22 protein-coding genes, 1 tRNA gene and 1 other RNA gene are annotated in these 20315 nt (G+C 41.5%); 18 read left to right on the top strand and 6 right to left on the bottom strand.

Annotated features, from left to right (window positions below):
* Both pdxS and pdxT read left to right on the top strand, forming a co-directional pair.
* Entirely contained in the window at positions 1-876 is an 876-nt protein-coding gene (gene pdxS / locus JQ841_RS06650; RefSeq protein ID WP_000138517.1) for a pyridoxal 5'-phosphate synthase lyase subunit PdxS, read from the top strand.
* Complete coding sequence (gene pdxT, locus JQ841_RS06645; RefSeq protein WP_203180472.1) at positions 877-1458, top strand: pyridoxal 5'-phosphate synthase glutaminase subunit PdxT; 582 nt, start codon at positions 877-879, stop codon at positions 1456-1458.
* Positions 1459-1477: 19 nt separating this feature from the next.
* Here the strand turns inward: pdxT and trhA are convergent, their stop codons facing one another.
* Both trhA and JQ841_RS06635 read right to left on the bottom strand, forming a co-directional pair.
* Positions 1478-2125: a PAQR family membrane homeostasis protein TrhA gene (gene trhA / locus JQ841_RS06640; protein WP_001098000.1), complete on the bottom strand. Its 648-nt coding sequence runs from the start codon at positions 2123-2125 to the stop codon at positions 1478-1480.
* Positions 2122-2568, bottom strand: a complete 447-nt coding sequence (locus JQ841_RS06635; RefSeq protein ID WP_000858732.1) for a DUF1836 domain-containing protein — start codon at positions 2566-2568, stop codon at positions 2122-2124. The genes trhA and JQ841_RS06635 overlap by 4 nt, the downstream gene beginning before the upstream one ends.
* 134 nt (positions 2569-2702) lie before the next feature.
* On the opposite strand from JQ841_RS06635, the gene JQ841_RS06630 reads away from it, so the two are divergent.
* The 7 genes from JQ841_RS06630 to trxB all read left to right on the top strand — a co-directional run bounded on the left by JQ841_RS06630 (position 2703) and on the right by trxB (position 7057).
* Entirely contained in the window at positions 2703-3197 is a 495-nt protein-coding gene (locus JQ841_RS06630; RefSeq protein WP_023948272.1) for a GNAT family N-acetyltransferase, read from the top strand.
* Positions 3197-3715 (top strand): methylated-DNA--[protein]-cysteine S-methyltransferase, encoded by a 519-nt coding sequence (locus tag JQ841_RS06625; protein WP_020901893.1) that lies wholly within the window; start codon positions 3197-3199, stop codon positions 3713-3715. Before JQ841_RS06630 ends, JQ841_RS06625 begins: the two co-directional genes overlap by 1 nt.
* A gap of 5 nt (positions 3716-3720) precedes the next feature.
* Complete coding sequence (locus JQ841_RS06620; RefSeq protein ID WP_020901892.1) at positions 3721-4077, top strand: arsenate reductase family protein; 357 nt, start codon at positions 3721-3723, stop codon at positions 4075-4077.
* Positions 4078-4234: 157 nt separating this feature from the next.
* A complete protein-coding gene (locus JQ841_RS06615; protein WP_020901891.1) occupies positions 4235-5035 on the top strand; it encodes an amino acid ABC transporter permease in 801 nt (266 codons plus the stop codon).
* On the top strand, positions 5035-5778 hold the full coding sequence (locus JQ841_RS06610; RefSeq protein ID WP_000590965.1) for an amino acid ABC transporter ATP-binding protein: 744 nt from the start codon (positions 5035-5037) through the stop codon (positions 5776-5778). Before JQ841_RS06615 ends, JQ841_RS06610 begins: the two co-directional genes overlap by 1 nt.
* 77 nt (positions 5779-5855) lie before the next feature.
* Positions 5856-6080 carry a DUF4059 family protein gene (locus tag JQ841_RS06605; RefSeq protein WP_000926599.1) on the top strand — a complete coding sequence of 75 codons (225 nt, stop codon included), beginning with the start codon at positions 5856-5858 and terminating at the stop codon, positions 6078-6080.
* A 65-nt stretch (positions 6081-6145) separates the two neighbouring features.
* Positions 6146-7057 (top strand): thioredoxin-disulfide reductase, encoded by a 912-nt coding sequence (trxB, locus tag JQ841_RS06600; protein WP_020901890.1) that lies wholly within the window; start codon positions 6146-6148, stop codon positions 7055-7057.
* 37 nt (positions 7058-7094) lie between these two features.
* On the opposite strand, the gene rlmB is transcribed toward trxB, so the two are convergent.
* Together rlmB and def are read right to left on the bottom strand one after the other, a co-directional pair.
* Positions 7095-7823: a 23S rRNA (guanosine(2251)-2'-O)-methyltransferase RlmB gene (gene rlmB, locus JQ841_RS06595; RefSeq protein ID WP_000855720.1), complete on the bottom strand. Its 729-nt coding sequence runs from the start codon at positions 7821-7823 to the stop codon at positions 7095-7097.
* 44 nt (positions 7824-7867) lie between these two features.
* Complete coding sequence (gene def / locus JQ841_RS06590) at positions 7868-8479, bottom strand: peptide deformylase (protein WP_001272956.1); 612 nt, start codon at positions 8477-8479, stop codon at positions 7868-7870.
* A 174-nt stretch (positions 8480-8653) separates the two neighbouring features.
* On the opposite strand from def, the gene JQ841_RS06585 reads away from it, so the two are divergent.
* From JQ841_RS06585 to JQ841_RS06565, 5 genes are all read left to right on the top strand, one after another.
* The gene (locus tag JQ841_RS06585) at positions 8654-9979 is read left to right on the top strand and encodes a CapA family protein (protein ID WP_203180471.1); all 1326 of its coding nucleotides are present in this window, start codon (positions 8654-8656) and stop codon (positions 9977-9979) included.
* A 21-nt stretch (positions 9980-10000) separates the two neighbouring features.
* A complete protein-coding gene (locus tag JQ841_RS06580; protein ID WP_203180470.1) occupies positions 10001-10828 on the top strand; it encodes an HAD family hydrolase in 828 nt (275 codons plus the stop codon).
* 1 nt (position 10829) lies between these two features.
* Positions 10830-11465: an SGNH/GDSL hydrolase family protein gene (locus JQ841_RS06575; protein ID WP_000290665.1), complete on the top strand. Its 636-nt coding sequence runs from the start codon at positions 10830-10832 to the stop codon at positions 11463-11465.
* A gap of 61 nt (positions 11466-11526) precedes the next feature.
* Positions 11527-11874, top strand: a transfer-messenger RNA (tmRNA) gene (gene ssrA, locus JQ841_RS06570).
* Positions 11875-12179: 305 nt separating this feature from the next.
* Positions 12180-13514 carry an Nramp family divalent metal transporter gene (locus JQ841_RS06565; protein ID WP_203180469.1) on the top strand — a complete coding sequence of 445 codons (1335 nt, stop codon included), beginning with the start codon at positions 12180-12182 and terminating at the stop codon, positions 13512-13514.
* A gap of 78 nt (positions 13515-13592) precedes the next feature.
* Here the strand turns inward: JQ841_RS06565 and JQ841_RS06560 are convergent.
* A tRNA-Ser gene (locus JQ841_RS06560) sits at positions 13593-13680 on the bottom strand.
* A gap of 161 nt (positions 13681-13841) precedes the next feature.
* Between JQ841_RS06560 and JQ841_RS06555 the strand changes: the two genes are divergently transcribed.
* The 4 genes from JQ841_RS06555 to JQ841_RS06540 all read left to right on the top strand — a co-directional run bounded on the left by JQ841_RS06555 (position 13842) and on the right by JQ841_RS06540 (position 19828).
* On the top strand, positions 13842-14582 hold the full coding sequence (locus JQ841_RS06555; protein ID WP_000920651.1) for a DeoR/GlpR family DNA-binding transcription regulator: 741 nt from the start codon (positions 13842-13844) through the stop codon (positions 14580-14582).
* Positions 14579-15490: a 1-phosphofructokinase gene (pfkB, locus tag JQ841_RS06550; RefSeq protein WP_000640798.1), complete on the top strand. Its 912-nt coding sequence runs from the start codon at positions 14579-14581 to the stop codon at positions 15488-15490. Before JQ841_RS06555 ends, pfkB begins: the two co-directional genes overlap by 4 nt.
* On the top strand, positions 15487-17439 hold the full coding sequence (locus tag JQ841_RS06545) for a fructose-specific PTS transporter subunit EIIC (protein WP_203180468.1): 1953 nt from the start codon (positions 15487-15489) through the stop codon (positions 17437-17439). The genes pfkB and JQ841_RS06545 overlap by 4 nt, the downstream gene beginning before the upstream one ends.
* Before the next feature lie 85 nt (positions 17440-17524).
* A complete protein-coding gene (locus tag JQ841_RS06540) occupies positions 17525-19828 on the top strand; it encodes a DNA translocase FtsK (protein WP_338015004.1) in 2304 nt (767 codons plus the stop codon).
* Positions 19829-19871: 43 nt separating this feature from the next.
* Here JQ841_RS06540 and JQ841_RS06535 read toward each other — a convergent pair whose 3' ends face one another.
* Positions 19872-20300: a DUF6556 family protein gene (locus JQ841_RS06535; RefSeq protein ID WP_203180466.1), complete on the bottom strand. Its 429-nt coding sequence runs from the start codon at positions 20298-20300 to the stop codon at positions 19872-19874.
* Positions 20301-20315 lie beyond the last annotated feature (15 nt).

Here is a 20315-nt window from a genome sequence, read left to right as displayed (position 1 = left end):
ATGACTGAAAATCGTTATGAACTAAATAAAAACTTGGCACAGATGCTCAAAGGTGGGGTTATCATGGACGTTCAGAATCCTGAACAGGCCCGCATTGCAGAAGCTGCTGGTGCGGCTGCTGTTATGGCCTTGGAGCGGATTCCAGCTGATATCCGTGCAGCTGGTGGTGTTTCCCGTATGAGTGATCCAAAGATGATTAAGGAAATCCAAGAAGCGGTTAGTATTCCAGTAATGGCCAAGGTCAGAATCGGGCATTTTGTTGAAGCTCAGATTTTAGAGGCTATTGAGATTGACTATATCGATGAGAGTGAAGTTTTATCTCCAGCAGACGACCGTTTCCATGTGGATAAGAAAGAATTCCAAGTTCCTTTTGTCTGTGGGGCTAAGGATTTGGGTGAAGCCTTGCGTCGTATCGCTGAAGGTGCTTCTATGATTCGTACCAAAGGAGAACCAGGGACAGGAGACATTGTTCAAGCTGTTCGTCATATGCGTATGATGAATCAGGAAATTCGCCGTATTCAAAACTTACGAGAGGACGAACTTTATGTTGCTGCTAAGGACTTGCAAGTACCTGTAGAATTGGTTCAATACGTCCATGAACATGGAAAATTGCCTGTTGTAAACTTTGCTGCTGGAGGCGTTGCAACGCCAGCAGATGCTGCGCTGATGATGCAATTAGGGGCAGAGGGTGTCTTTGTCGGTTCAGGTATTTTTAAGTCAGGAGATCCTGTTAAACGAGCGAGTGCCATTGTCAAAGCGGTAACTAATTTCCGAAATCCTCAAATTTTAGCTCAAATCTCTGAAGATTTAGGAGAAGCCATGGTGGGTATTAATGAAAATGAGATCCAAATCCTCATGGCTGAGCGAGGAAAATAGATGAAAATCGGAATATTGGCCTTGCAAGGGGCCTTTGCAGAACATGCAAAAGTGCTAGATCAATTAGGTGTCGAGAGTGTTGAAATCAGAAATCTAGATGATTTTCAGAAACATCAGAGTGATTTGTCGGGTTTGATATTACCTGGTGGTGAGTCTACAACCATGGGCAAGCTCTTACGTGAGCAGGACATGCTGATTCCTATTCGAGAAACCATTCTTTCTGGACTTCCCGTTTTTGGTACTTGCGCAGGCTTGATTCTCTTAGCTAAGGAAATTACTTCTCAGGAAGAGAGTCATCTAGGAACTATGGATATGGTAGTCGAGCGCAATGCCTATGGGCGCCAACTAGGAAGTTTCTACACGGAAGCAGAATGTAAGGGAGTCGGTCAGATTCCAATGACCTTTATTCGTGGTCCAATTATCAGTAGTGTTGGAGAAGATGTAGAAATTCTAGCAACAGTTGATAATCAAATCGTTGCAGCCCAAGAAAAAAATATGCTGGTAACTTCTTTTCATCCAGAATTGACTGATGATGTGCGCTTGCACCAGTACTTTATCAATATGTGTAAAGAAAAAAGTTGAGAAAAAATTCTCAACTTTTTTACATATAATAAACAATGGCAATGTATTGGAGGGCAGATGCTGCTAGGATAAAGAGATGCCAAATCATGTGGAAATAAGGTTTTTTCTTGGCGTAAAATCCAGCTCCAACTGTATAACAGAGTCCGCCAGTTACCATGAGACTCCAGAAAATTGGCGTTGTTTGACTGATAATGGCAGGAATGATAGCCAGAACCAACCAGCCCATAATCAGGTAAAGAGCAAGGCTAAATTTCTCATTGACTTTTTTAGCAAAGATTTTATAGAGAATACCAAAGATGGTCGTTCCCCACTGGATAGCAATAATCAGATAGCCAAACCAGTTATTCATCAAAGTCAGTACGACAGGTGTATAAGAGCCAGCAATAGCAACATAAATCATAGAATGGTCAATGATTCGCAAGACATATTTGTGGGTCGAACCATAGGCCATAGAGTGATAAATGGTGGATGATAGGAACATGAGAAAGAGACTAATAACGAAAATGGAAACGCCGATAGAGGATAAAAATCCGTGTGTCTCATAACTATAGGTTGATGAAATAGGCAGTAAGATGAGCATGATGACTGCACCTACGGCATGGGTCACACTATTAGCAATCTCTTCTCCGAAACTGAGTTGTTTGCTGAGTTTAAGACTAGTGTTCATTGGATTACCTCCTCTTGAGTATGATCGATTAAGGCTAGGGTTTGATGATAGAGTTTAACGGTTTGGCAGCTGGTTTGGATAATGGGGTTAGCTGGGTCAATTCCTTGGTTCATGTAGTCCACAAAAGCATCGTAGAGTTGGTCTGAACTTGCTTGAGTTTGGAGAGTATTAAGTGTCTGAGCTATTTCTTGAATAGAGAATACCGACTTGAGGGTTGTGATAGCAATCAGACGGGCAATCTGTTGGCGTTGGTATTTTTTCTTGTCAGGCTTTGTTAGGTAACCATGTTTCACATAATTGTTGACCATGGATGCTGTCAGGCCCTTGTCTTTATCAGGAGAGATAGGGGAGCAGACCTGATTGACATAGAGCAAAACCTGGTCCAGATAGAGGTCAATGTTTGGAATTTCTGCCCATTTGGGGTAGGAAAAGGTAGTTTTCATTTTCAACTCCTTTTTATCTAGTTTTAATAACTAGATTATAAAATAATAGAAATAGAAAGTCAAGTTTTAACTGCTTGTAGAAAGACTTAAATTATGCTATGATGGGAGAAACTAGTCAGAAATGAGGAGAAAAGATGGAGATTCGTTTAGCTTTTCCAAATGAAGTAGATGCCATCATGCAGGTGATGGAAGATGCTAAAAAATGTTTAGCAGATGTTGGTAGTGACCAGTGGCAAAATGGTTATCCAAATGCTGATATTATTACTGAGGATATTATCTCAGGTCAAGCCTACGTAGCCTTGGAAGAGGGAGAATTACTAGCTTATGCAGCCGTGACCAAGAGTCCAGAGGCAACCTATGAAGCCATTTATGAAGGAAAATGGCAATCTGGAGAGTCAGAGTACCTAGTCTTTCACCGTATTGCTGTGGCAGCAGATGTGCAGGGACAGGGGGTTGCTCAGACTTTCCTAGAAGGCTTGATTGAAGGATTTGATTACCTAGATTTTCGCTCAGATACGCATGTTGCAAACGAGGCCATGCAGCATATCTTTGAAAAACTCGGTTTTAAACAGGTTGGTAAGGTTCCAGTTGATGGCGAACGCTTGGCCTATCAAAAATTGAAGAAATAATGCAAAAGAAGTACGTAAAAATGCTCTACTTTTCGCCAATAGGAACCTTGTCTTTGGTTGCTGACGAGCAATATCTGTATGGCATTTGGGTTCAGGAGCAGAAGCATTTTGAGAGGGGACTAGGAGATGAGACGATAGAAGCAGTTGTTAGTCATCCCATTTTAGACCCAGTTATTACTTGCTTAGATGCTTACTTTAAAGGTAAGTCTCAGGATTTATCCAACTTGCCCTTGGCTCCAATCGGAACGGATTTTGAAAAGCGAGTTTGGTCCTATTTACAGAGAATTCCTTATGGTCAGACAGTGACCTATGGACAAATAGCCCAAGATCTGCAAGTGGCTTCTGCTCAAGCAATTGGCGGAGCGGTAGGACGCAATCCTTGGTCTATCCTAGTACCTTGTCATCGTGTGCTGGGAGCATGCAAGCGTCTGACAGGTTATGCTGCAGGAGTGGAAAAGAAAGCTTGGCTCTTGGAGCATGAAGACGCAGATTTTAAAGATATAAACAATAGAAAGTGAAACACATGTTAGAATTTATCGAATACCCAAAATGTTCAACTTGTAAAAAAGCAAAACAAGAATTAAACCAACTCGGTGTAGACTATAAAGCTGTTCACATCGTGGAAGAAACACCTGGTCAAGAAGTCATTTTAAACTGGCTAGAGACCTCAGGTTTCGAGTTGAAGCAATTTTTCAACACCAGTGGAATCAAATACCGTGAATTAGGACTGAAAGATAAGGTAGGAAGTCTGTCAAACCAAGAAGCAGCTGAGTTGCTAGCAAGCGACGGTATGTTGTTAAAACGGCCCATTTTAGTAGAAAATGGAACTGTTAAGCAAATCGGTTATCGAAAACCTTATGAAGAATTGGGATTGAAATAGTTTTTATCTATCTCTTTGATAGATAAAATATATAACCTCCCTGTTTCAAAGTATGATAAACTAGTAGGTAGACAAAGTCTGTATCTGACCGTAGCAAATAATTTCATTGACGGCAGAAGTATGGTAGAATGAATCATTATCAGGAGAGGATGTTTTTATGAATGTTACAACGATTTTAGCATCAGATTGGTACCAAAACTTGATGCAATTGATTCCGGATGGCAAGCTTTTTAGCTTGCGTTCGGTCTTTGATGGAATTCCGAGAATTGTCCAACAACTTCCAACAACGATTATGTTGACAATTGGTGGTGCTCTTTTTGGCTTGGTTTTGGCACTTCTTTTTGCCATTGTGAAAATCAATCGTGTCAAAATTTTATATCCCTTGCAGGCCTTCTTTGTTAGTTTCTTAAAAGGGACACCGATTTTGGTGCAACTCATGTTGACCTACTACGGAATTCCTTTGGCTTTGAAAGCTCTCAATCAGCAATGGGGAACTGGTTTCAATATCAATGCGATTCCAGCCGCTGCTTTTGCGATTGTCGCCTTTGCTTTCAATGAAGCAGCTTATGCGAGTGAAACCATTCGTGCAGCCATTCTCTCAGTCAATCCTGGTGAGATTGAGGCGGCACGCAGTCTGGGTATGACCCGAGCACAAGTTTATCGTCGCGTAATTATTCCAAATGCAGCCGTTGTGGCAACTCCAACCTTAATCAATTCCCTCATCGGCTTGACCAAAGGAACTTCCCTAGCCTTTAGTGCGGGTGTTGTGGAAGTATTTGCCCAAGCTCAGATTCTGGGTGGAGCTGATTATCGTTACTTTGAGCGCTTCATCTCCGTTGCCCTTGTTTATTGGGTAGTCAATATCGGAATTGAAAGCCTCGGTCGTTTCATCGAGAGAAAAATGGCTATTTCTGCACCCGATACAGTGCAAACAGATGTGAAAGGAGACCTTCGTTAATGATTAAGATTTCGAATTTAAGCAAATCCTTTTCAGGACAGACTGTCTTGGATCATCTGGACTTAGATATTCAAAAAGGGGAAGTTGTAGCCTTGATTGGTTCTTCAGGAGCTGGAAAATCAACTTTTCTTCGTAGTCTCAATTATCTTGAAACTCCTGACAGTGGATCAATTCAGATTGATGATTTCTCAGTTGATTTTTCTAAAATCACTCAGGAAGAAATCCTGGCCCTACGCCGCAAGCTGTCCATGGTTTTCCAACAGTTTAATTTGTTTGAACGACGTACAGCACTTGATAATGTGAAAGAAGGCTTAGTTGTTGTCAAGAAATTATCTGATCAAGAAGCGACTAAGATTGCCAAGGAAGAGTTGGCTAAGGTTGGGCTTTCTGACCGTGAAAACCATTACCCTCGACATTTATCAGGTGGACAAAAGCAACGGGTTGCCTTAGCGCGTGCCCTTGCCATGAAACCAGATGTATTGCTGTTAGACGAACCAACTTCAGCCCTTGACCCAGAATTGGTCGGAGAAGTAGAAAAATCTATCGCAGATGCTGCTAAGTCAGGTCAGACCATGATTTTGGTTAGTCATGACATGTCCTTTGTAGCCCAAGTGGCTGATAAGATTCTCTTCTTAGATAAGGGGAAAATCATTGAGTCTGGAACACCGGATGAGATTATCCACCATCCGAAAGAAGAGCGGACAAAAGAATTCTTCGCTAGTTACAAACGGACTTATATTTGATATAATAGATAAAGGAAAACTCAGTTAGCTGGACTAGCTGAGTTTACTCTTTAAAAAAGATAGAAATGAGAGAAATCATGCTACTGCAACTATTTTCTTTATATTTCGAGAGTTTGATCTTGACCACCATCCTCGTCCTGATTTTTTTAGGGATTTGGATTGGACTGAGAGCCATGTCGGGAGTTGATAAGACAGCCAAGGCTCGCCAAGCCCATCTCTATGATATGATTATGATTGGTGTCTTGGTTGTTCCAGTATTATCCTTTGCGGTTATGAGTTTAATTCTTGTTTTCAAGGCATAATCCTTGCTTGATTGACAAGAAAGAGTTAGAATAAAGATAGTTACAACAAGAAAGAAGGAATCTATATGTACGATACTATTATTATCGGTGCTGGACCCGCGGGTATGACTGCAGCCTTATATGCTGCTCGAAGTAATCTGAAAGTAGGTTTGATTGAAGGTGGTCTGCCAGGTGGTCAGATGAATAATACATCTGATATTGAAAATTACCCAGGATACGCTAATATTAGTGGACCTGAATTGGCTGAAAAGATGTTTGAACCACTTGAAAATCTTGGTGTGGAGCACATCTATGGTTATGTTGAGAATGTCCAAGACCATGGTGATTTTAAGAAAGTGATGACCGATGATCAAACATATGAAACACGTACCGTTATCGTAGCGACTGGTTCTAAACACCGTCCTTTGGGAGTTCCAGGAGAAGAAGAACTGAATAGTCGAGGTGTTTCTTACTGTGCCGTGTGTGATGGTGCTTTCTTCCGTGACCAAGATTTGTTGGTAGTTGGTGGTGGAGATTCAGCTGTTGAAGAAGCCCTCTTCTTGACTCGTTTTGCCAAGACTGTTACCATTGTTCACCGTCGTGACCAGCTTCGTGCCCAAAAGGTTTTACAAGATCGCGCCTTTGCGAATGAGAAAGTCAGCTTTATCTGGGATTCTGTAGTTAAGGAAATCAAGGGTGAAAACCGAGTAGAATCTGTCGTATTTGAAAATGTGAAAACAGGTCAAGTGACAGAGCAAGCCTTCGGTGGCGTCTTTATCTATGTTGGTTTGGACCCTCTTAGTGATTTTGTTAAAGAATTGAATATCCAAGATCAGGCAGGCTGGATTGTGACAGACAATCACATGAAAACTGCAGTTGACGGTATCTTTGCAGTTGGAGATGTTCGCTTGAAAGACCTTCGACAAGTAACAACAGCAGTTGGAGATGGAGCTATCGCTGGTCAAGAAGCTTACAAGTTTATCACCGAACATAGTTAATCATAAAAAGTTTCCAATCAGATGACTGGAAACTTTTTTATAGTCTATTTCGAAAAACTTCGTACATGAGGATGGCTGCAGCAACACTGGCATTGAGACTTTGAACATGTCCATTCATAGGAATGGTAATCATCTCATCAACTTGTTTTTTGATGTTGCTAGAGATGCCTTTTCCTTCATTTCCGATGATGAGGGCGATTTTCCCTTTTGTATTCCACTTGTGGCAAGGAGTCCCATTCATATCTGTTCCAAAGGTCCAGAAGCCTTCATCCTTGAGTTTGTCTAGAGTTTGGCTTAGATTGGTTACTCGGGCAATTGGAACATGCTCAATAGCACCTGTGGCTGTTTTAGCAACGACAGGAGTAACTCCGACAGCACGGTGCTTGGGAATGATGACTCCTGAAACATTGGTCGCATCAGCGGTTCTTAAGATGGAGCCTAAGTTGTGAGGATCAGTTAACCCGTCCAGAATCAATAGCAAAGGATTTTCTTCTTGGCGTGTTTTGGCAAGGATTTGGTCCAGCTCACTATAGGCAAATTCGGACACTCGTAGAACAAAACCTTGGTGGACAGCACCTTCAGTCATCTCAGAGAGGGATTTTTTTGAGGTCCAAGAAATGGATACCTTTTTTTCTGTAGCTAGTTCCTTGACTTTTTCAACATTCTTACCTCGTAGGTCTTCTTGGAGGTAGAGTTTGTTTCCAGTATTTGCAAGGAGGGCTTCGGTAACGGCGTGGATGCCATAGACAATATCATTTGTTTTCATGCCTCTATTATAACACAAAACCCCGTCTTGCAACGGGATTTTCTTTATTCTAGAATTAGTAAACCATCTTTAACTGCAAATGGGTCTTTTTCATTGATACGATCGTAAAACATGATACCGTTAATGTGGTCAATTTCATGCTGAACAACGATGGAGTTGTAGCCTTTGAGCTTGATACGGTGTTTTTCTCCATCCTTGTCAAAGTAGTCAACAGTAACACGAGCATGGCGAACAACATAGCCAGGCACGTTGCGGTCAACAGAGAGGCAACCTTCTCCTTCGCCAAGAGCAGCGTCTTGAACAGAGTGAGAGACGATTTTTGGATTGTACATAATGGCTTGTAAGTCGTAGGCTTCCTGTGGAGTTTCGCCTTCTTCAACAATATTTGGTACCAAAACAGCGATAATGCGTTTTGAGATATCTAATTGAGGGGCAGCGAGTCCAACACCACCGCGGAGCCCCATTTTTTCAGCCATGACAGGATCTTGGGAGTGTTTGAGGAATTGCATCATCTTTTCGCCAAGGATGATTTCTTGGTCAGATAGGGGGAAGGTAACTTCCTCAGCAACCGCGCGTAGAGTAGGATTCCCCTCGCGGATAATATCGTTCATATCAATTAAGTGAGCAGCTTTTGTAATACGTTCTATTGCAGACATTTTCTCTCCTTTCATTACCTCTACATGATATCACAAAATGACAAGGATTGAAAGCATTACGGCATCGAGCTTTTATAGAAAATGCCTAGCAGATTCAATTCAATTGTGAAAGAATTACTTATCTGTGATATAATAAAAAGAAAAGGCTTGCATTAGAAAGTAGGGAGAATAAAGATGCAAAGAAGACAAGATAGACATAAACGTGGACCAGTTTTTCGTTTTATGAGGAGTTTTGTAAACTTTTTTAGGAGTTATCGCAAGTGGAGCAATAAGGGATTTGTTGCGATACTCTTGCTAGCTGTTGCTTTATCAATGGGCTTGGTCTTGTTGTTTGAAAGTTTCCAAGGAATCCCCTTGACCAGTCAAAAAAAGGATACCATTTCTCAAGAAGTAAATAAGACTAATCAAAACTCCAAAGATCAGGAAGAGGAAAAGACTGCTAGAATTATGGCCAACGGGGACCTCCTCTATCACATTCCTATCTATCGTTCTGCCTTAAAAGAAGATGGGACCTATGATTTTCATGAAAATTTTGATTATGTGAAACCATGGCTAAAACAAGCTGATTTGATTTTAGGTGATTTTGAAGGGACTGTAAACAAGGACCACTATTTGGCTGGTTATCCGCTATTTAATGCACCTGGAGAAGTCATGGATGCCATCAAGGATGCTGGTTATCAAGTGCTAGACTTGGCGCATAACCATATCCTAGATTCACAGATAGAAGGTGTAGTCTCAACAGCAGATGCTATTGAAAAGGCAGGAATGACACCGATTGGAGTGTATACGCATGAATCCCGTGATCAAGCTCCTCTTGTAATTAAGGAAGTGAACGGCATCAAGGTTGCACTTTTGGCCTATTCTTATGGATTTAACGGAATTGAGCAAAGTATTTCTCAAGAAGACTATAACCGCTATCTTTCAGATCTAAATGAAGACAAGATGAAGGCTGAAATTGAACGAGCAGAAAAGGAAGCGGATATCACAATTATCATGCCTCAGATGGGTGTTGAGTATCGCTTGGAACCAACTGAAGAACAAAAGGCTCTTTATCACAAGATGATTGATTGGGGAGCGGATATTATCTTTGGAGGGCACCCTCACGTTGTGGAACCATCTGAAACGGTTGAAAAAGATGGAGACAAGAAACTCATTATCTATTCAATGGGGAACTTCATTTCCAATCAACGAATTGAAACCATGCAAGATGAAGAGAATGCTAAGTGGACAGAGCGTGGCGTGCTCATGGATGTGACCATTAAGAAAAAAGCAGGTAAGACGACAATTGAAACTGCCAAAGCGCATCCTTCTTGGGTAAATCGTACACCGAAAGGAACCTATTCTCCAGAAGGTTATCCACTCTTCCTTTACCAAACCTATATCTTAGAAGATTTCATCGAGGGTGGTAGTCATCGTGACCAGTTAGATGAAGCAACTAAGGAACGAATTGATACAGCCTATAAAGAAATGAACGAACATGTGGGATTAAAGTGGGACTAACTTGAATCCAGAGGAAAGTAAATGACGATTAAAGTAATTGCGACAGATATGGATGGAACCTTGCTGGATGCCAGAGGCCAGCTTGATATTCCACGCTTGGAAAAGATTTTAGATCAGTTGGATCAAAGGGGGATTCGTTTTGTCATCGCGACGGGCAATGAAATTCACCGTATGAGGCAACTACTGGAGCACTTGGTGGATCGAGTGGTTCTGGTGGTTGCCAACGGTGCTCGTATTTTTGAAAATAATGAATTGATTCAGGCTCAGACTTGGGATGATAATATTGTTGATAAAGCTTTGGCTCATTTCGAGGCTCGAGCGTGTCAGGACCAGTTTGTTGTAACAGGGATGAAGGGTGGTTTCGTCAAAGAAGGTACCATTTTTACAGATCTTGAAAGTTTTATGACTCCAGAAATGATTGAAAAATTCTATCAACGGATGCATTTTGTGGATGCATTAACCTCTGACCTCGTTGGTGGTGTACTCAAGATGAGTATGGTTGTTGGTGAGGAACGTTTGAGTTCGGTTTTGGAAGAAATCAATGACCTCTTTGATGGCCGCGTTCGGGCTGTATCGAGTGGCTATGGTTGCATTGATATCCTTCAAGCTGGAATTCATAAAGCATGGGGCTTGGAAGAATTACTCAAGCGTTGGGACTTGACTCCCCAACAAATCATGGCTTTTGGTGACAGTGAAAATGATGTTGAAATGCTTGAAATGGCTGGAATTGCCTATGCGATGGAAAATGCTGATGATAAAGCCAAAGCTGTGGCTACTGCTCTAGCGCCAGCCAATAGCCAAGGAGGAGTTTATCAAATCTTGGAAAACTGGTTAGAAAAAGGAGAATGAAGTGGCAGTACAGTTATTAGAAAATTGGTTACTAAAGGAACAAGAAAAAATCCAAACCAAGTATCGTCACTTAAATCAGGTTTCTGTTGTAGAGCCAGACATTCTTTTTATTGGGGATTCTATTGTCGAATATTATCCTCTGCAGGAACTATTTGGGACTTCGAAGACGATTGTCAATCGAGGCATTCGAGGGTATCAGACAGGGCTGTTATTAGAAAATCTAGATGCGCATCTGTACGGTGGAGCAGTAGATAAAATTGTCCTTTTGATTGGGACAAATGATATCGGAAAAGATGTGCCTGTGAATGAGGCTCTCAATAACCTCGAAGCTATCATACAATCCATTGCTCGCGATTATCCATTGACTGAGATTAAATTGCTTTCTATTTTGCCAGTCAATGAGGGAGAAGAGTACAAGCAGACAGTCTATATCCGCACGAATGAAAAAATTCAGAAATGGAATCAAGCCTATCAAGAGCTTGCTTCTGCCTATATGCAGGTAGAATTTGTGCCAGTTTTTGATAGTTTGACAGACCAGGCAGGTCAACTCAAAAAAGATTATACAACTGATGGGTTGCACCTTAGTGTTGCTGGTTATCAGGTTTTGACAAAATCTTTGAAAGACTATCTTTTGTAGTTAATTGCTTTCCTTTTTGCATTTTTGTGTTAGATAAGGTATAATGGTTTTATTGTCTTTTGGGGTCGTTACGGATTCGACAGGCATTATGAGGCATATTTTGCGACTCGTGTGGCGACGTAAACGCTCAGTTAAATATAACTGCAAAAAATAACACTTCTTACGCTCTAGCTGCCTAAAAACCAGCAGGCGTGACCCGATTTGGATTGCTCGTGTTCAATGACAGGTCTTATTATTAGCGAGATACGATCAAGTCTTGTCTAGCGGCTTGATAAGAGATTGATAGACTCGCGGTTTCTAGGCTTGAGTTATGTGTCGAGGGACTGTTAAACGAATACATAACCTATGGTTGTAGACAAATATGTTAGCAGATGTTTGGACGTGGGTTCGACTCCCACCGGCTCCATTGATAATTTACATTGTTTTGTAAATCTTTCTAAAACGTTGTTTTTACAACGTTTTTTATTTTATTCTTTGGTATTCTTTTGCAAAAAAAGAATACAACATTTTGTTGTATCCTAAATATTAAATCAAGTCCTGAATTTTCTTAAGTTTTTATCATATTTTCTGTTATAATTAAGGTGCCTTAAGAAAAATAATGAAAAAACTAAATGTTTTTCATATAGTTTTCATTGTTTTAATAGTTTAAAGTCAATCTTATTTTTCTCTAATAGAAAATAATGAAAAAGTAGGTTTAGAAAGAGGTAAGTATCTATGTCTTCTCATAAAAAAGTGTCACTCTCTGAGATTAATCAATCTATCGATACTCCAAATAACAATCATTTCTGGCAAAATTTAAATGCCTTTTTAGGTCCGGGTGCTCTTGTCGCAGTTGGTTATATGGATCCAGGAAACTGGATTACCAGTGTAGTCGGTGGTGCTTCCTATAAGTATAGTCTCTTGTTTGTTATCTTGATTTCATCTCTCATTGCCATGCAACTTCAGCAGATGGCAGGAAAGCTTGGTATTGTAACCCAGATGGACCTGGCTCAAGCAACGGCTCATCATTCACCTAAATGGCTTCGTTATAGTCTATGGGTGATTTTAGAATTAGCCTTGATGGCGACAGATCTGGCAGAAGTTCTAGGTTCAGCGATTGCTCTCAATCTTCTCTTTAAGATTCCGATTATGATAGCAATTCTCTTGACCGTGTTGGATGTTTTTCTCTTATTGCTTCTGATGAAATTTGGCTTTAAGAAGATTGAAGCTATTGTGACAACACTGATTTTAACCATTCTAGCAATTTTTACCTATCTGGTAGCTTTGTCACATCCAAGCTTCCAAGGAATCGTTGAGGGTTATCTACCGAATGCAACCTTATTTGAAAGTCCCTTGCCAGGGCATGAAAGTCAATTAACCTTGGCACTAGGGATCGTGGGAGCAACGGTTATGCCCCATAACCTCTATTTGCATTCTTCCTTGTCACAAACTCGGAAAATCAATCACAAGGACAAGGATGATGTTCGAAAAGCGGTGCGCTTTATGACCTGGGATTCAAATCTCCAATTATCCTTGGCCTTTGTGGTTAACTCCCTTCTATTAATTCTCGGGGCGGCTCTCTTTTTCGGCCATGCATCTGAGATTTCTGCCTTCTCTCAAATGTATAATGCCTTGCAGGATTCTACTATTACAGGAGCTATAGCTAGCTCGACCTTATCAACCTTGTTTGCCTTGGCTTTATTAGCCAGTGGTCAAAATTCGACAATTACGGGTACCTTGACTGGACAAATCGTTATGGAAGGTTTCTTGCATATGAGATTACCTCAATGGTTCATTCGTTTGGCAACTCGTCTCTTTGCCTTGTTGCCTGTCATGATTGTAGCGGTTCTGTTTGGTCATCAGGAAAAAACATTGGATCAGTTATTGGTTTATTCACAAGTCTTTCTTTCGATTGCTCTTCCATTTTCAATCTTCCCACTGATTTATCTAACTTCTAAGAAATCACTGATGGGAGAATTTACCAATGCCAAATGGAATACCATCCTTGGCTATATCGTTTCCATTATCTTAACAATTCTCAATGTGAAATTGTTATTTGATATTTTCTAAGAAATTCACCCGAGTTATAAAACAAGCATATAAGAAAAAAGATACCCAAGATTTCTTGGGTATCTTTTTTAAAATAAACGGAAGACATGGGATTCGAACCCACGCACGCTGTTACACGCCTACCGCGTTTCCAACACGGCCTCTTAAGCCTCTTGAGTAATCTTCCAATACTTACTCAAATAGTCTACCATAAAGGCTCTTATCTTGCAATAAAAATTTTGGAAATAAGAAAAATGATAGATTTTGAAAGAAAATGACAAAAAGCGCTTGACTTTGAAAGAAAGTGTGATAGAATGAATAGTGTAAACGATAACAGGAGGTGATTCAGTGTTAAAAACAGAGCGGAAGCAACTGATTTTAGAGGAGTTAAATCAACATCATGTAGTTTCTCTAGAAAAATTAGTTAGTTTGTTAGAAACGTCAGAATCAACGGTTCGAAGAGATTTGGATGAGTTGGAAGCGGAAAACAAGCTTCGTCGCGTGCATGGTGGAGCAGAATTGCCCCATTCCTTGCAGGAAGAAGAAACCATTCAAGAAAAATCTGTCAAAAACCTTCAAGAAAAGAAGTTGCTGGCTCAGAAGGCAGCCTCTCTCATCAAGGAACAAGATGTCATCTTTATCGATGCTGGAACAACAACTGCTTTTTTGATTCATGAATTGGTTAATAAGAATATTACTGTTGTGACAAATTCGATTCACCATGCCGCACAGTTGGTTGAAAAGCAGATTCCAACTGTCATGGTTGGAGGAAGTGTCAAGATGGCAACAGATGCTAGCATCGGGGGCGTTGCTCTTAACCAGATTAACCAATTGCACTTTGACCGTGCCTTTATCGGGATGAATGGTGTGGACGATGGCTATTATACGACTCCTGATATGGAGGAGGGAGCTGTTAAGCGTGCTATTTTAGAAAATGCCAAACAGACCTATGTCTTGGTGGATTCGTCAAAAATTGGACAAACTTGCTTTGCCAAGGTAGCACCACTCAAACGAGCTATTGTTATCACAAGTCAAGGGCATGAGCTCTTGCAGGCTATTAAGGAGAAAACGGAGGTAATAGAAGTATGATTTATACAGTCACACTCAATCCATCCATTGACTATATCGTTCGTTTGGACCAAGTCCAAGTCGGTAGTGTCAATCGTATGGACAGTGATGATAAGTTTGCTGGTGGGAAAGGAATCAATGTCAGCCGTGTCTTGAAACGTTTGGATATACCAAATACAGCGACGGGATTTATCGGAGGCTTTACTGGTAAATTTATCACAGATACCCTTGCAGAGGAAGAAATCGAGACATGTTTTGTCCAAGTGGCAGAAGATACTCGTATCAATGTTAAAATCAAAGCAGACCAAGAAACAGAAATCAACGGAACCGGTCCAAATGTCGAACCAGCTCAGCTAGAAGAATTGAAAGCTATTTTATCTAGTCTGACAGCAGAAGATACGGTTGTCTTTGCGGGTTCGAGTGCTAAAAACCTAGGAAATGTTATCTACAAGGATTTGATTGCCTTGACACGCAAGACTGGTGCGCAAGTAGTTTGTGACTTTGAAGGACAGACCTTGATTGATAGTTTGGACTATCAGCCACTTTTGGTCAAACCAAATAATCACGAGCTTGGAGCTATCTTTGGAGTGAAACTCGAAAGTTTAGATGAAATCGAGAACTATGCTCGTCAGTTACTGGCCAAAGGAGCTCAAAACGTCATTATCTCCATGGCTGGCGACGGTGCCCTTCTTGTCACATCTGAGGGAGCTTACTTCGCAAAACCTATCAAGGGAACAGTCAAAAATTCAGTTGGTGCTGGTGATTCTATGGTTGCCGGATTCACAGGTGAATTTGTCAAATCAAAAGACGCAGTAGAAGCCTTCAAATGGGGAGTTGCTTGTGGAACGGCAACTACCTTCTCGGATGACTTGGCAACAGCAGAATTTATTAAAGAAACATATGAAAAAGTTGAGGTAGAAAAACGATGAAAATTCAAGACCTATTGAGAAAAGATGTTATGTTGCTGGATTTGCAAGCAACTGAAAAAACAGCTGTCATCGACGAGATGATTAAAAGTTTGACAGACCACGGTTATGTGACAGATTTTGAAACCTTTAAAGAAGGAATTTTGGCGCGTGAAGCTCTCACTTCTACAGGTTTGGGTGATGGTATCGCAATGCCTCACAGCAAAAATGCTGCTGTCAAAGATGCGACTGTTCTCTTTGCTAAGTCAAACAAGGGTGTTGACTATGAGAGCTTGGATGGGCAAGCAACTGATCTCTTCTTCATGATTGCGGCTCCAGAAGGTGCCAATGACACTCACTTGGCAGCCTTGGCAGAATTGTCTCAATACTTGATGAAAGACGGTTTTGCTGACAAACTTCGCCAAGCAACATCAGCTGACCAAGTCATTGAACTTTTTGACCAAGCTTCAGAAGAAACTGAGGAACCTGTTCAAGCGCTTGCCAATGAAACTGGTGACTTTATCGTAGCTGTTACAGCTTGTACAACAGGTATCGCCCACACTTACATGGCCCAAGAAGCTCTTCAAAAAGTGGCTGCTGAAATGGGTGTTGGGATTAAGGTTGAAACCAACGGTGCTAGCGGTGTTGGAAATCAACTAACTGCAGAAGATATCCGCAAGGCTAAAGCTGTTATCATCGCAGCAGACAAGGCAGTTGAAATGGATCGTTTCGATGGTAAACCATTGATTAATCGTCCGGTTGCTGACGGTATCCGTAAAACGGAAGAATTGATTAACTTGGCTCTATCAGGAGATGCTGAAGTTTACCGTGCCGCTAATGGTGTAAAAGCTGCAACAGCATCTAATGAAAAACAAAGCCTTGGTGGTGCCTTCTACAAACACTTGATGAGTGGTGTATCTCAAATGTTACCATTCGTTATCGGTGGGGGTATCATGATTGCCCTTGCCTTCTTGATTGACGGTGCTTTGGGTGTGCCAAATGAAAATCTTGGCAATCTTGGTTCTTACCATGAGCTAGCTTCTATGTTCATGAAAATTGGGGGAGCTGCCTTTGGTTTGATGCTTCCAGTCTTTGCAGGTTATGTTGCCTACTCTATTGCTGAAAAACCAGGTTTGGTAGCAGGTTTCGTGGCTGGTGCTATTGCCAAAGAAGGTTTTGCCTTTGGGAAAATCCCTTATGCCGCAGGTGGTGAAGCAACTTCAACTCTTGCAGGTGTCTCATCTGGTTTCCTAGGTGCCCTTGTGGGTGGATTTATCGCAGGTGCTTTGGTTCTTGCTATCAAGAAATATGTCAAAGTTCCTCGCTCACTTGAAGGTGCTAAATCAATACTTCTCTTGCCACTTCTTGGAACAATCTTGACTGGATTTGTCATGCTAGCTGTTAACATCCCAATGGCAGCAATCAATACTGCTATGAATGATTTCCTTGGCGGTCTTGGAGGCGGTTCAGCTGTCCTTCTCGGTATCGTCCTTGGTGGAATGATGGCTGTTGACATGGGTGGACCAGTCAACAAAGCTGCTTATGTTTTTGGTACAGGTACGCTTGCAGCAACTGTTTCTTCAGGTGGTTCTGTAGCTATGGCAGCAGTTATGGCTGGAGGAATGGTGCCACCGCTTGCAATCTTTGTCGCAACTCTTCTTTTCAAAGATAAATTTACCAAAGAAGAACGCAACTCTGGTTTGACAAACATCATCATGGGCTTGTCATTTATCACTGAGGGAGCAATTCCATTTGGTGCAGCTGACCCAGCTCGTGCGATCCCAAGCTTCATTCTTGGTTCAGCAGTAGCAGGTGGACTCGTTGGTCTTACGGGAATCAAACTCATGGCTCCACACGGAGGAATCTTCGTAATCGCTCTTACTTCAAATGCTCTTCTTTACCTTGTCTCTGTCTTGGTAGGAGCAATCGTGAGTGGTGTGGTTTATGGTTACCTCCGCAAACCACAAGCATAAAAATTAGATATAAGAAAAGATTGTACCGATTGGTGCAATCTTTTTCTCTTTCCGAAATGCTTGTGAAATATGGTATAATAGAAGAATGGCAAACAAGAATACAAGTAAAACAAGACGGAGACCGTCTAAAGCAGAACTCGAAAGACAAGAAGCGATTCAACGAATGTTGATTTCACTAGTAATCGCGTTTTTATTGATTTTTGCAGCTTTTAAATTAGGGGCTGTAGGTATCACTCTTTACAATTTAATTCGCTTGCTGGTGGGGAGCCTAGCCTATCTGGTAATATTTGCTCTCTTGATCTATCTCTTCTTTTTCAAGTGGATACGAAAACAGGAAGGCCTCTTATCTGGCTTTTTCACTATATTTGCAGGCTTGCTCCTGATTTTTGAAGCCTACTTAGTTTGGAAATATGGTTTGGATAAGTCGGTTTTAAAAGGGACTATGGCTCAGGTTGTGACTGATTTGACTGGTTTTCGAACGACCAGTTTTGCTGGTGGGGGCTTGATTGGTGTTGGACTCTATGTGCCAACTGCCTTTCTCTTTTCAAATATCGGGACTTACTTTATTGGTGCTATCTTGATTTTAGTGGGTGCTCTCCTAGTCAGTCCTTGGTCTGTTTACGATATTGCTGAATTTTTCAGTAGAGTCTTTGCTAAATGGCGGGAAGGGTATGAGCGTCGAAAAGAGGAACGCTTTGTCAAACAAGAAGAAAAAGCTCGCCAAAAGGCTGAGGAAGAGGCTAAATTAGAAAAAGAAGCAGCTGAGAAAGCCTTACTCGATTTGCCCCCTGTCGATATGGAAACGGGTGAAATTTTGACAGAGGAAGCTGTTCAGGATTTTCCACCTATACCTGAAGAAGAGTGGGTGGAACCAGAAATCATCCTGCCTAAAGCTGAACATGAATTCCCCAATCAAGAAGAAACATTTGATGATGAAGATGTTCAGGTTGATTTTTCAGCCAAGGAAGCCCTTGAATACAAACTACCGAGTTTACAACTCTTTGCCCCTGATAAACCAAAAGACCAGTCTAAAGAGAAAAAAATTGTCCGAGAGAATATCAAAATCTTGGAAGAAACCTTTGCTAGCTTTGGTATCAAGGTGACAGTTGAACGGGCTGAAATTGGCCCATCAGTGACCAAGTATGAAGTCAAGCCAGCAGTCGGTGTACGGGTTAACCGCATTTCCAATCTAGCAGACGACCTCGCTCTTGCCTTGGCCGCTAAGGATGTTCGGATTGAAGCACCAATTCCTGGGAAATCCCTAGTCGGAATCGAAGTGCCTAACTCCGAGATTGCTACTGTGTCCTTCCGCGAACTATGGGAACAATCTCAAACGAAAGCAGAAAATCTCTTGGAAATTCCTTTAGGGAAGGCTGTTAATGGAACCGCAAGAGCATTTGACCTTTCTAAAATGCCCCACTTGCTAGTTGCAGGTTCAACGGGTTCAGGGAAGTCGGTAGCAGTTAATGGTATTATTGCTAGTATTCTCATGAAGGCGAGACCAGACCAAGTCAAATTTATGATGGTTGACCCCAAGATGGTTGAGTTGTCTGTTTACAATGATATTCCCCACCTCTTGATTCCAGTTGTGACCAATCCACGCAAGGCCAGCAAGGCTTTGCAAAAGGTCGTGGATGAAATGGAAAATCGTTATGAACTCTTTGCCAAGGTGGGAGTTCGGAATATTGCAGGCTTTAATGCAAAGGTAGAAGAGTTCAATGCCCAGTCTGAGTACAAGCAGATTCCGTTACCGCTCATTGTCGTGATTGTGGATGAGTTGGCTGACCTCATGATGGTTGCCAGCAAGGAAGTGGAAGATGCCATCATTCGTCTCGGACAGAAGGCGCGTGCTGCCGGTATCCACATGATTCTTGCAACCCAGCGTCCATCCGTTGACGTCATTTCTGGTCTGATCAAGGCCAATGTCCCATCTCGAGTAGCGTTTGCAGTTTCATCTGGTACAGACTCCCGTACTATTTTAGATGAAAATGGAGCTGAGAAACTACTTGGCCGAGGGGACATGCTCTTTAAACCGATTGATGAAAATCATCCAGTTCGTCTCCAAGGCTCCTTTATCTCGGATGATGATGTCGAACGTATCGTAAACTTCATTAAGGCTCAGGCAGATGCGGACTACGATGAGAGTTTTGATCCAGGTGAGGTTTCTGAAAATGATGGAGAATTTTCAGCTGGTGATTCTGGTGGAGATCCGCTTTTTGAAGAAGCCAAGGCTCTAGTCATTGAGACCCAGAAAGCCAGCGCATCTATGATTCAGCGTCGTTTGTCAGTTGGATTTAACCGTGCGACCCGTCTCATGGAAGAGCTTGAGATGGCAGGTGTCATTGGTCCAGCTGAAGGTACCAAGCCAAGAAAAGTTTTACAACAATAAAAAATAGCTTCTTTCCAAGTTTGGAAGGAGGCTATTTTAGTGATTATTGATTAGTTTTATTTTCCGAAGTTGGACTATTGGACTGTTTTTCATTTTCAGTAGCAGGTTTACTTGGAGTAGGAGTAGAAGAATCCTGAGTTGATGCTTTCTGCTCTTCTTTTTTCTCTTCCTTGACGCTAGGTTTTGGTGTTTCTTCTTGCTGTGTTTTTTCTTGGGTAGTGTTAGTTTCCTTATTAGGACTAGTGTTTTCCTTAGGGGCTTCCTTTTGGATTTCTTTGACAATGGTTGTGGTCTGGCTTGTCGTAGGTTCTTTTTTACTATCTTTATTATTATCTAGGGCGTTCATGATCGTGATACTTGCGGTAATCAATCCAAGGATACTACCGATAGTAGCGATGGTTTTTTGAAAGACCGTGAAGCCTGTTTTGATGTGTTCTGTTTTTGGTTTTGAGGTTCTACGATAATTAGACATACATTCTCTCCTTTA

The organism is Streptococcus mitis (assembly GCF_905187535.1).
Lineage (GTDB): Bacteria > Bacillota > Bacilli > Lactobacillales > Streptococcaceae > Streptococcus > Streptococcus mitis_BS.
The sequence above is the reverse complement of the archived record's forward strand: the minus strand, read 5'-3'. Positions and strand labels throughout refer to the sequence as shown.